General features: G+C 32.4%; 9 protein-coding genes. 5 read left to right on the top strand and 4 right to left on the bottom strand.

What is annotated here, in order from left to right; translation table 11 throughout:
- Nucleotides 1–4: 4 nt before the first annotated feature.
- On the bottom strand, nt 5–949 hold the full coding sequence (locus NH26_RS16790; protein WP_044219762.1) for an NAD(P)H-dependent oxidoreductase: 945 nt from the start codon (nt 947–949) through the stop codon (nt 5–7).
- Between the two features lie 224 nt (nt 950–1,173).
- On the opposite strand from NH26_RS16790, the gene NH26_RS16795 reads away from it, so the two are divergent.
- Both NH26_RS16795 and NH26_RS16800 read left to right on the top strand, forming a co-directional pair.
- Entirely contained in the window at nt 1,174–1,752 is a 579-nt protein-coding gene (locus NH26_RS16795; RefSeq protein WP_044219764.1) for an SRPBCC family protein, read from the top strand.
- Nucleotides 1,753–1,955: 203 nt separating this feature from the next.
- Nucleotides 1,956–3,272, top strand: coding sequence for a hypothetical protein (locus NH26_RS16800; protein ID WP_139263133.1), 1,317 nt, complete (start codon nt 1,956–1,958; stop codon nt 3,270–3,272).
- A 67-nt stretch (nt 3,273–3,339) separates the two neighbouring features.
- On the opposite strand, the gene NH26_RS16805 is transcribed toward NH26_RS16800, so the two are convergent.
- On the bottom strand, nt 3,340–5,910 hold the full coding sequence (locus NH26_RS16805) for a DUF3857 domain-containing protein (protein ID WP_044219767.1): 2,571 nt from the start codon (nt 5,908–5,910) through the stop codon (nt 3,340–3,342).
- Nucleotides 5,911–6,024: 114 nt separating this feature from the next.
- Between NH26_RS16805 and NH26_RS16810 the strand changes: the two genes are divergently transcribed.
- From NH26_RS16810 to fabV, 3 genes are all read left to right on the top strand, one after another.
- A complete protein-coding gene (locus NH26_RS16810; protein ID WP_044219770.1) occupies nt 6,025–6,750 on the top strand; it encodes a DUF2490 domain-containing protein in 726 nt (241 codons plus the stop codon).
- Nucleotides 6,751–6,893: 143 nt separating this feature from the next.
- Entirely contained in the window at nt 6,894–9,128 is a 2,235-nt protein-coding gene (locus NH26_RS16815) for a helix-turn-helix domain-containing protein (RefSeq protein WP_044219772.1), read from the top strand.
- 119 nt (nt 9,129–9,247) lie between these two features.
- A complete protein-coding gene (fabV, locus tag NH26_RS16820) occupies nt 9,248–10,438 on the top strand; it encodes an enoyl-ACP reductase FabV (protein WP_044219775.1) in 1,191 nt (396 codons plus the stop codon).
- A 95-nt stretch (nt 10,439–10,533) separates the two neighbouring features.
- Here the strand turns inward: fabV and NH26_RS16825 are convergent, their stop codons facing one another.
- The gene (locus NH26_RS16825) at nt 10,534–11,028 is read right to left on the bottom strand and encodes a GNAT family N-acetyltransferase (protein WP_044219777.1); all 495 of its coding nucleotides are present in this window, start codon (nt 11,026–11,028) and stop codon (nt 10,534–10,536) included.
- Nucleotides 10,997–12,274: a peptidoglycan DD-metalloendopeptidase family protein gene (locus tag NH26_RS16830; protein ID WP_044219780.1), complete on the bottom strand. Its 1,278-nt coding sequence runs from the start codon at nt 12,272–12,274 to the stop codon at nt 10,997–10,999. Before NH26_RS16830 ends, NH26_RS16825 begins: the two co-directional genes overlap by 32 nt.
- Nucleotides 12,275–12,353: the final 79 nt, after the last annotated feature.

Genomic DNA, 12,353 nt, shown 5'->3' on the forward strand with positions numbered 1-12,353 from the left:
TATACTATGTCTTTTTCACTTTGTATTGGTGAATTTTAATGAGTTTTTCGTCAGATATACTGACTTTCCATTTTTCTATTACATTGATTAATAATGGTTGACCTTCAAGAGTTTCAGCTTCTAATTTTAAGGAAAGCTTTACTTTATAAAAGCCATTGTTATTATCTTTAATATCGATTGAAGTAATCGTATGTTTATTTTCTTTTTTTATGGTGCTTTTTATATTGTCATACCACGCTTTAAACCCTTCATGACCTTTAAAAACACCATCTGGGAATTTTAATTTTACCTTTTCATCTAAATGATTAGTGAAAAAACTATCATCAGCCAATTCATCAAACTGTGCAAACCAATTAGAAACAAAATCATCAATGATGGTTTTAGGATCGCCATTACTCCAACTTTTTACACGTTCAATTAATCGTTGTGCATATTCTTCAGCTCTATTTTGAACAAGGCCTGCTGTGTTATAAATACCTTCTATATACACCATACCATGGGTATACATTGGAGGTTGCCAATTCATCTGTGTTAAATATGCGGTTTGCTCTAATGGCTTAACAAATTCTTCAATTCTAAAATGATTGTATCCTAAGGTGGTGTAAGACTGTACAGGACCACCTATTGTTATACTTATTTGAAAGGACTTATTAGCTAATTTATTCCCTTCAGGTCCATATGCAAAATTGAAAGAAAACACTTGATCAAACCATTGCTTTAAAATGGCAGGCATGTTATACCAATAAAAAGGGAATTGAAATATAACGTGGTCTGCGTTAATTAAAGCTTTTTGTTCTGCTGCTATGTTAATAGAATAGTCAGGGTATAGCTCGTGAATATTTCTGACTTCAATAGTATTGATGCTATTCTTTAATGCATCAATAATCCATTTATTTGCAATGGATTTTTCGTATTGAGGATGAGCTAAAATGACTAAAACTTTTTCCATAGTAACAATAGATGTAAGTATTAAATTCTCTTAATTATACGGGTGGATTTTAAGAAAGATTAAATATTGATAATAACAGATGTTAATATGGGGTAGGGTATTAGTGTTTTGAGTTGTTGATCCGAATTTCCTAGTCTTTGAACCAATATACCAATTGATGTTGAGGGAGATATATCACCTTTGTTATTATTAAATGATATACACACTCAATAAAACTAAAGATTATGAAATCTATATTTTTTGCATTAGCAGTTTTGACATCATTCATCACTTTAGGTCAAAATAAGAAAACACAACATGTCGAGGTATCTAGAATTATTAAGGCTCCAGCATCTGCAGTATGGAAAGTTGTAGGAGAAGAATTTGGAGATATCCATAAATCTCATCCCTTTGTAGTAGACTCAAAATATACTAAAGACGATGTTTCTGAAGGGTGTGAAGGAGCAGAAAGAGTATGTTCTTTGACTTTGGACGGGAAGAAATATGTAAAAGAAAAACAAGTGAATTATGATCCTGAAAACATGAATTTCAAAGTTCAAATTATTCACATTCAGGGTTTACCGTTAGTTCCTGAGTATTCTTATGGGGTATACCAAGTAGATAAAGTAGATGCTGAAACTTCTAAATTGGTATTCACTTTTGATTATAGAACAAAACCTGCCTTTATGGGGAGTTTGGCAAAAGGGAAGTTTAAAAAACAGTTATCAGATTATATGTTAGCTGTAGATCATTATGTAACCACAGGAGAAGAAGTGAATGGAGAGAATTTTAAAGATATTAAGCAGAAATACGATACGAAGTAACTACCTATGTTCATTCAATATTAATTTTATTATCCTATCCTTTAAGGCTGCCAATCGGTGGTCTTTTTGGTGTTGTAAATAATGTTAAATTGCTGACGATCATCATTTCTAGTACCTACACATAATACCTAATTTTGTGATTATTCATACTAATGCGTGTAGTCAGGTCAATTACCCTTGATTAGCTACTAAAATACAATATAATGAGACAAACCTTTACGGCTTTAATATTAACACTTTCAGTGTTGTTAATGTCCTCTTTTGATACCGTTTTATCAGATGATAAACCTAAAAGTGATAGTACTAAAGATGATAATTCAAAAGATGTAATACCAACAGAGTATAAACCATTAAAATTGGATCTTTCAGATGATGGTCAAAAGTACATTAGATTTATCTTATGGAATCAATTTCAGATTGCCGACCAAAATATGGCAGATGATTCTGGATTTGGTGTCAATGTAAGACGAGCTAGATTGTTGGCATATGCACAAATTTCAGAACGTTTTATGGTGTTGACTCATTTTGGTGTAAATAATTTAAACGCATACAATATGGATCCTTTAGGTAATAGAAATACTACCGATGGGACTGTAAATACATCTCAATTATTTTTACATGATGCTTGGGGTGAATTTAAAGTGTCGAATAATGAAACTTTATATATTGGTGCGGGTCTTCATTATTGGAATGGATTAAGTAGAATGTCTAATTCTGGAACGTTAAATATGATGACAATGGATAACTATCGTCAATCATGGGCTTCTTTAGGACTTTCAGATCAGTTTGGTAGACATGTAGGGGTTTATGCTAAGGGTTTCCTCGGTAAATTGAGATATCAGGTATCAATTAATGAACCTATTGGTAATGCATTAGGCTCTGCAGATCAAGATGATTTGGAAAACGGAAGTGTTTCTTATTCAGGAAGAAGAGTGTTAGGCAATGATGCCAAATTGGTATTGCAAGGCTACTTTGAATACAATTTCTTAGACAAAGAATCGAACAAACTACCTTATAGAGCTGGTACTTATTTAGGTAAAAAGACGGTATTTAATATTGGTGCAGGTTTCTTTAATCACAATAATGGAGTAGTGAAAATTGAGAACGATCTTCCTGTAGGGGGCGATGTTAATCATTTTGCGGTAGATTCTTATTATGATGCACCTGTAGGAAACGGGGCAATCAATGCTTATTTAGCGTATTATAATTTTAACTATGGTTTTGATGAGTACCACTACGGAACGACTTATGGAACGGGATCATCTTTCTATGGACAGTTCGGTTATTTGTTACCTTTCGAAACAAAACAAGGTAGAATGATGCCTTATCTAGCTTACAGCACTAGAAATTTCACTGCTTTTGAAAATGCTGGAGATGGTCTACAATTGGGTGTCAATTGGTTTATTAATGGACATAACGCAAAGTTGACAATGGAATATACAAACACTCAACCTAACTGGACGGGAGATCGTCCTGATAGAGTTCATGGATTTGTTTTCCAAACACATATATTCTTATAAAAACATAGAGACATCAGTCTAAGAAAAAGAGGTAATCTCATTTAATATTGAGATTACCTCTTTTTTATTATTCACTAATTGAGATATCGGAATGGATTTTCTCCTGTGGTTTATTATATACTTTAGTAAATGTTTCTTGAGATCTTTCTGAATTGATGATGTATGGAATCCAAATGAAACAAGCAATAATTGCTTTAAAGGAATGTTTACCTAACTCACTCAATTCTGTATCATTAAGGGAATCTATAAAGAGTACATATAATAAGTTATCTATCAACGGAAAGGTTAAATTACAGATTAAAAATATAGGGTAGACAAACCTAAAGCTTGTTCTTCTTTGGAAGAAAAGTAAAACGGCAAAAACGGAGATGACAAGAGAAAAAGAATTAAGAATAAATTCTAAAATGATTATTAAAAATAAAGTAATACTGTTATACGCGGCTTCTACACCTCCCCAAAAATAAGGTAAGAAGTATCCAGTATCTTTGATGTCAATTAATGTACTAAAGGGAGTGATAATTAGTCCTATCATAGGTAGAAATAACCATCCTCCAAGACTTCTGTCAACACCAACAGTAACTGCAGCTGGATTGAAATTAATATATATCCACCTTGCTAAAAAGGTAAAGATGGAGAGGAAGAATAACATTAGAAATAAGCTACCCCAATTAATATCAAAATTACTTTGATCTTCTGAGTTCTCTGCGTTAAAGCTCCAAGTGATAGAATAATCCGTATTATCGAATAACTGTGTGCCTGCTTTTACAATTTTTTTAGCAAGATCAGCATTTACATAATTAGAGTCTTGTTTGTAATGGTATTTTACGACATACTGATTTGATTTCATTCCTGATACAACAGAGTAGTCATAAACAAAAAACTCGTTTTTTATATGTTCTTCTTCCCCATTCAAATCATAATCTATTGGTAGTGTGACCGTAGTTATCTGATCATATTGTACAGGATTTCCTATATAATAAGGTGTTTTTCTTTGATGTACTTTATCAAATGATATTTCCCCTCCTAAAACATAAGGCGATACTCTAAATAAAATGACTAAGCTATCATTGGTTTCTTCCCAAGCATTATCAGTTTCATAAAATTCTTCAATAATCACACTACCTTCTTCAAACCTAGATTTATCTAAGAATTTAATAGGTTTTCTAGTACTTACGCCATCGTATAAACCGGCATAATATTTTTCAAATTCTGTAGAGATATAGTCATGATCATTATTAGAAAAATAACCTCTCATGTTATCTGCTTTGCTACCCCAATACTCTGTTCTGATTGTAAATGTAGCACCACCGCCTACAGAGTCAACATCAATTAATTCATTAATACTAATTTTACTCTGAACGGATTTAGGCAATTGCACTAAATCAGTATTTCCTTCTTTTATTACTAATCCGTAATGATAATCAGGGGTGAAATAATTGTTTAAATTTCCACCTTGGTTACTAATAGTCGGGTCTACGTAATACCATTGATTATTGTACTTCAGTTGTACAATACAGTGATTGAAGCTTCCAGGAGAAGGTAATTTACCCTTTACATTTTTCCCTAAAGAAGAATGGACTAACATGGGATATGCTTCTACCCCTTCTTCTCTTAAAAGAGCCGCTAACAAAAGAGATTTATCTTTACAATCACCATATCGTTTTTGATAAACCTGTGTCGGGCTGTGCGGTTGATAAGCATTGATACCATTTTCAATACCCATATATCGAATATCGTCTTGAATAAAATGTACCCAAGATAAAATCTTATGCTGAAGAGTTATTCCCTTTGTTTTATTTTTTTCTTTTGACCATATTTTATGAATTTCTTTTTTATCGTATTCATATTTTGGTAATGCCCATTCAACTACTTCTCCCCAATTTTGAAAAGTGGATAAATTGACTCTCTTGAAACCATTATACCAAGATGTTTCTTTCTCTTCATAGGTATAATCGTCCATACCACTTCCTTGATAAGTAAGTGTTTGTACATTATCATGATAGGTAGTAGTAAAAGGTTGAGCACCTTGAAATTCCTTGCTTTTTATTTTCTCGTCTTTATCAAGAAGTAACTTGATATAAATTTTATCTACAGGAGTAGAATGTTGTTGATAATAGTTATAACTAAATTTCTTTTTGTAAAAAGGATGAACCCCCTTCCTAGTATATGCCATACTAATAATGTCACCTTTTCTTATATCATCCATATGATAAATGGCAGACATATTACCATGGTATAGATAGTTCTTCAAATCAGTTTCGTTCCTGATGACTTCAAACTTATGACTTTGTAGTTTATCAATTCTTTTTCCATCTCTTAAAACCTCTAGTTTGTGCATGAGAATTTTTTCATATGATGGGTCAAAATTGATTTCAATATTTGAGGAAGATTGAATGGCATCAGCATCTAATACCTTAACTACTTTTTCATAATAGAACTCTCTTGATAATCTATTGGTCTGATCTGAGATTAATAGATATTGTTTACCTATCCCTTTTTTATTATTAAAAGAATGAGCAGAAGAATCAAACTCTATTTGATCTACCCATTTAGGCAGAGCTGATTTTTTGAAATATTTATTTTGGGCGAATGTAGATACACTTAAAAAAAAGAATAACCTTAAAAAAAGTCTAGTCATGAAATTGGCTGTTGAAGTTTACTTTAGGCTGTAAATATAAAAGATCGTGTGGATAATAGAACAAAGGAATTTTATTTTTTTAACTTTGTTTACTATTAATCATAATACAAGTAAATGTTTACTTTTAAAAAACCTTTTTTTAACCTAATATTTCTACTTTCTTTCGTTGCTTCTACAGTTCAAAGTCAAGATAAACACCCAGTAACAAAAGATGTCATCAATCAACAATTATGGTTAGATGTGTACTTTCATGTGCAAACTTCAGATCGTCTAAATTGGCTTTTTGACTTTGGCTATGAAACGATTTTTAATGATAATTATTGGAATAAAATTTATCATGAAACATCGGTGAAATACAACTTAAGTAAGACTTTTGATGTAAAAGGTGGAGTTGCTTTTTATTATCATTTTAATTCTTCTATTGATAATCGTTTTGAGCTTAGACCGTGGCAGGCATTGGTGATTAAATTAATAAAAACAGAGTTTTACTCTTTAAATTTTCAATTAAAAAATGAGCAACGGTTATCTTGGTTAATGGATAGTAAAACATACAATTTTGATTTTCGACTCAGAAGTAAAGTATTTGGTTCTTTTACTCCTTTTAAAAGTCATAGGGAAGTCTATTTACCCTTTGTAGCAGAGTATTATTATCCGATTAAAGATGAAATCCCAGAGGTTTTCCATAATGTTTCGAAAATAGGAATGGGAATAGGTAAACGTTTTAATAAACATTTAGACGCCTCTTTTATGGCCAATTGGCAATATTCTAGATCAGGGCCTAATGATGAATATAAAGTATCTGACTTTGCTTATCAGTTTCAATTAACCAAATTCTTTTAATCGAGGATAACCGAAAGTATACTCTCTTTATTTCTTTTTAGTTGTATCCAATTATACAGAGAGTTTACTCTTGTTATCTAGAAGAAAATTGACCAACTTTAAGGCTTATCTTCGTTTAATTAATTCAAACATACCAACGATTCATGGAAGATTATTCACTACCTGAGCTGGTTTCTAGATATGTAAATACCACTAACTGTAATATATTTCTCACAGGAAAAGCGGGGACAGGAAAAACAACATTATTAAGATCTTTAAGAGAAAATACTCACAAAAATGTATTGGTTTGTGCTCCTACCGGTATTGCTGCAATTAATGCAGGAGGAGTAACTGTACACTCTTTATTTCAATTGCCTTTTGGTGCTTATATTCCAGATGAAAATTTCGAATTTCAGGATAATGTAACCACAATAGCTCATATCAATACTGCAAAGTCCATATTTAAAGGCTTTAAAATGACCTCCAAAAAGAGGGATATCCTAAGAAGTATGGAGCTGTTAGTAATCGACGAAGTCAGTATGCTCAGAGCTGATATGTTGGATGCTATAGATAAGGTACTTAGGCATGTAAGAATTCGAAAAGATCTTCCTTTTGGTGGTGTTCAGGTTTTATTTATTGGTGATATGCTTCAGTTACCTCCTGTAATCAAACAAGAGGAATGGATGTACCTAAGAAACTATTATCCGAATGGATATTTTTTCAACTCTTTAGTTTTAAGAGAATTTAGACCTATACATGTCGAATTACAAAAAGTATATCGTCAATCTGATCCAGTTTTTGTTGATATTCTAAATCATTTTAGAGAGAATAAAGTAACTCCAAATGATGTAAAAGTTCTCAATACGCATTATGATCCTGATTTTGAACAATCATCTGATGACGGTTACATCCATTTAACAACCCATAATAAAACAGCAGACGAAAAAAATAAAAAGTGGTTAGCTGAATTAGATACGAAAGAGTTTAATTATTCAGCGGATATCGAAGGTGATTTTCCCGAACATCAATATCCAAATGCCGAGCAATTAAAACTAAAAGAAGGAGCTCAAGTGATGTTCATAAAGAATGATTATTCAGGAGAGTCGAAGTATTTTAATGGTAAAATAGGACAAATCACAAAATGTAATTCTTCAGAAGTTTGGGTGAAATTCGATGATGGTACACCTGAATTTAAAGTGGAGGATTACGAGTGGGAAAATAAAAAATACGTTCTAAATAAAGCAACAGGAGAAGTTGAAGAACAATTGATAGGTAGATTTATTCAATATCCAATCAAATTAGCATGGGCAATCACCGTTCATAAAAGTCAAGGTTTAACCTTTGAGAAAGCCATATTAGATGTAGGGAAGGCATTTGCAGCAGGTCAAGTGTATGTAGCATTATCTCGTTTAACCTCTTTAGACGGATTAGTGTTATCCTCTCCAATAAGTGAAAGAGGTGTACCTATTGATGCTTCGTTAAGTACTTTTACTAAATCTAGTATGAGTATTGAACAACTTACACCTCATCTTCAAACAGAGGCACATACATTTATCTACAATACATTATTGAATGCTTTTAATTTAAGCTTTCTAGTTCAACATCTGGAAGAACATTTGGTAACATACGACAAAGTGGAAAACTTGTCGGGTAAACAAACTTTTAAGCCTTGGGGAGAAGAAATATTAGAGGAAGTAAGAACGATAAAAGGTATTGGCGATGGTTTTAGAAAACAGGTAGCATCTATCTTATCAAAAAAAGAAGGAGATTATATTACGTTTTTGTTTGAGCGAACGCAAAAGGCACAAAAGTATTTTGATGATGAATTAAAGAAAATTCATAAAAAAGCTACAGATCACCTAGAAGCATTAAAAGAAGTGCGTTTTGTACAAGGGTATATGGCAGAAGTGAGAGATATTGCTGCTAAAATATATGCTACCGCTCAAAAAATGATTCGAGCAGAAAAGCTAGTAGAATCATATATCAAGAAATCAGATTTACAAAAAACTGAAATTGGCAAACCAAGTTTTAAAATAGATCATATCAAAGAGGAAAAAGTATCCTTAAAATCTCAACCTAAAAAGGAAGAGAAAAAAAAGAAGTATTCTCCTCATATTGAAACCTATATTTTATTTAGGAAAGGGAAAAGTACAAGTGAAATTGCTAGAGAAATTGGCAAATCAATTAGCAAAGTAGAAAATCATTTAGCAAAATGTATTGCCATGGGTAAAATTGAATTAAAAGAATTGGTAAAACCTAAAACTCAAAGGTTAATAGAAAATGCCATGCAAGAATTACAAAGTAAATCTGTTAAGGCAATCAAAGAAGAAGCTGGCGGAGGAGTAACTTTTGGAGAAATTAGATATGTTATGGCTGCAATGGAGGCACATCAACTTTAAAAATCTTAATTCTTAATTCTTAATTCTCAATTTTTTATAACTTTGCCCTCTGAAATTGACAAATCAGTATTTAAAAACGTCTTTTTTGAAACAACTTAAAGACATAAATAAGAATAGAGATGATTATCGAACCTAGAACAAGGGGTTTTATCTGTTTGACAGCCCACCCAACAGGATGTGAGCAAAATGTAATCAATCAGATTGAATATGTAAAGTCTAAAGGAACTATCGACGGTGCTAAAAAAGTATTGGTGATTGGTGCATCTACAGGCTTTGGTTTAGCTTCAAGAATTACATCTGCTTTCGGATGTGGAGCATCGACTATTGGTGTATTTTTAGAAAAAGGACCATCTGCTGGACGTCCTGCTTCTCCTGGTTACTACAATTCTGCTGCTTTTGAAAAGCATGCTGCAGAAGCTGGTCTTTACGCAAAAAGTATCAATGGTGATGCTTTCTCTAAAGAAATCAAGCAACAAACTATTGATATGATCAAAGAAGATTTAGGTCAGGTAGACTTAATCATTTATTCTTTGGCATCTCCAGTAAGAACAAATCCTAATACAGGAAAAAGACATAAATCAGTATTGAAACCTATCGGTGATGTTTTCTCTAACAAAACGGTAGATTTCCATACAGGTAACGTAACTGAAGTAACAATCCAACCTGCCAACGAAGACGATATTGCAAATACCGTTGAAGTAATGGGTGGCGATGATTGGGAAATGTGGATAGACGAGATGAAAGCTGCAGGTGTATTGGCTGAAGGTGCTCAGACATACGCTTACTCTTACATTGGACCTAAGTTAACGGAGCCAGTTTACAGAAAAGGTACTATCGGTGCTGCTAAAGATCATTTGGAAGCTACAGCTTTCAAAATCCAAGATAAATTAGCAGACATCAACGGTAAAGCAGTTGTTTCTGTGAATAAAGCATTAGTAACACAAGCTTCTTCGGCTATTCCAGTAATTCCATTGTACATTTCTTTATTGTACAAAATTATGAAAGCGGAAGGTATCCACGAAGGTTGTATCGAGCAAATCCAACGTTTATATGCTGATAGAATTTATGGTAGCGATATGAAATTGGATGATAAGGGTAGAATCAGAATTGATGATTGGGAAATGAGAGAAGATGTTCAAGCAAAAGTGGATGAGCTTTGGGCAATCGCTACTACAGAAAACCTATCAGATATTGGTGACTTGAAAGGTTACTCTGATGACTTCTTCAACTTATTCGGTTTCAAAGTGGACGGTGTAGATTATGCTGCAGACGTAAACGAAGTGGTAGAAGTTCCTTCATTAAAGAGCTAATTGATGATCAGCCTAGGTTGATCTATAAATAAAAATAGTCAGTTTCATTTATTGAAACTGACTATTTTTTTGTTTTCTATTTTACCAATTGGATACTAGTAGATGATTTTCTCAAAACAATCAAATTGACCTTTACGGAAAGTGACTTCCCCGAGTATTTGATACCCAAGTTTTTGATATAATTTTCCAGAAATAGGATTCTGTTTAAAAGCATCAAACCTTAAAGAACGAGCTCTTTGATCTATACATAACGTTTCACCGAAAGCTATAAATTCTTTAGCAATTCCACGTCCTTGGTGTTTTGGAGAAACACATAATCGGTGCATTACTAAAAATTGATCAGAAGTATTAAGCCATTGTATGTCGTTGTATTCCACATCAAATAATTGATTGAAAACGGCATAACCAACCAATTCATTTTCTATAAAATACCCATAGGCTTCTTGTCGTTCAATATCTTTAGCAAGATCATTTTCTTGCGGATATTCATCATCCCATTGGTCTAAACCTAAAGACGTTAAACCAATTTTCACTTCTCTAAATAAAGTGGTTAATGCATTAAGATGATGTGTTGACAGTAGTTGAATCATTTTCTGCGACAATTAAGTGATCTTTATCCAACTCCAATTTCAATGGCATAATGTATTTATGATAATCAATTAATAAAGAATCTGGGAGAGGATCAGAAGAAGGAATTTCTTGACGTCTTGGGTCTACCTGCTGACCATTTTTCCAGAAACGGAAACATAGATGTGGTCCAGTAGCTAAACCTGTTTTTCCAACAGTACCAATCATATCACCTTGTTTTACCATTACACCTCTACGAATACCTTTTTTGATTTTATTCATATGAAGGTATTGGGTAGTATACACAGAGTTATGGCGAACTTTTACATAATTACCATTATATTTTGAATAACCTGCAGCTGTAATTTCTCCATCGCCCACTGTGTGGATAGGAGTACCGATAGGGGCAGCATAATCTGTGCCTAAGTGTGCTTTATATCTCTTTTGTACAGGGTGATACCTTTTGTAAGAGAAAGAAGAAGAAATTCTTGAAAAATGAAGAGGGGCTTTTAAAAATTCTTTTCTAAGACTATTCCCAAATTCATCAAAATATTCATCCTTATCATTGTACAGATATTCAAATGCATAATAATCTTTGCCTTGATGTGTAAAAAGGCAAGCTTCAATATGGTCAATTCCGATGACTTCTTCATCCACTATTTTTTCATAGAAGATAACTTTAAAAGCATCATTTTTTTGAATATGGAAAAAGTCAATCTGCCATGCAAAAACATCAGATAAGAGATTAACAAGTAATGGAGACTCCTCTTGATCCATAAGTGTTTGATACAAAGATGCTGTGATTACACCATCAACTTCTCTTTTGTTTAAAGTAACAGGCTTTTCTCCAGTAAAAACATTATTGCTATCCGCTAAGTTAAAAACAACATAATTAATGTCATCAATATCGTAAATAAAGTAATCAAGCGTTTTATTAGAATCTTGTTTATAAAGTAATGTATAATCATTACCTACTTTTATTTTTCTAACATCAAATATTCCCTTAGCATGATGTGCTAACTCAAAAATTTGAGCATGGTCTACGCCTTCGTTCGATAGAATATCTGATAAACTTTGGTTTCTTTTTACTTTATTTTGATATATCTGAAGCGTATCAATATTTATATTATACAGGTAATTTGTTGTGTCAACTTCGTAGCTTATTTCCTCAACAGGATTCTGTATGTTTGACTCTTTGTTTTTCTTTTGATCACAAGAAGTAAAAATAGAAAATAGAGCTAAAGCACATCCTAATTTTAATAATTTCATCTAGGCTAATTCCTTTTAGTAAAATCAATAATGATTTTTGTTGATTATAAAAGTAATAGCTAATAACTATTATTAGAAA

It is taken from the genome of Flammeovirga pacifica, assembly GCF_000807855.2.
In the GTDB taxonomy this organism is placed as follows: Bacteria; Bacteroidota; Bacteroidia; order Cytophagales; family Flammeovirgaceae; genus Flammeovirga; species Flammeovirga pacifica.

Bases quoted from the DNA above. Each gene is read 5' to 3' on its own strand.
- NH26_RS16790 (WP_044219762.1), bottom strand. From the start codon at position 949: ATGGAAAAAGTTTTAGTCATTTTAGCTCATCCTCAATACGAAAAATCC.
- fabV (WP_044219775.1), top strand. From the start codon at position 9,248: ATGATTATCGAACCTAGAACAAGGGGTTTTATCTGTTTGACAGCCCAC.
- NH26_RS16800 (WP_139263133.1), top strand. From the start codon at position 1,956: ATGAGACAAACCTTTACGGCTTTAATATTAACACTTTCAGTGTTGTTA.
- NH26_RS16815 (WP_044219772.1), top strand. From the start codon at position 6,894: ATGGAAGATTATTCACTACCTGAGCTGGTTTCTAGATATGTAAATACC.
- NH26_RS16805 (WP_044219767.1), bottom strand. From the start codon at position 5,910: ATGACTAGACTTTTTTTAAGGTTATTCTTTTTTTTAAGTGTATCTACA.
- NH26_RS16830 (WP_044219780.1), bottom strand. From the start codon at position 12,274: ATGAAATTATTAAAATTAGGATGTGCTTTAGCTCTATTTTCTATTTTT.
- NH26_RS16795 (WP_044219764.1), top strand. From the start codon at position 1,174: ATGAAATCTATATTTTTTGCATTAGCAGTTTTGACATCATTCATCACT.
- NH26_RS16810 (WP_044219770.1), top strand. From the start codon at position 6,025: ATGTTTACTTTTAAAAAACCTTTTTTTAACCTAATATTTCTACTTTCT.
- NH26_RS16825 (WP_044219777.1), bottom strand. From the start codon at position 11,028: ATGATTCAACTACTGTCAACACATCATCTTAATGCATTAACCACTTTA.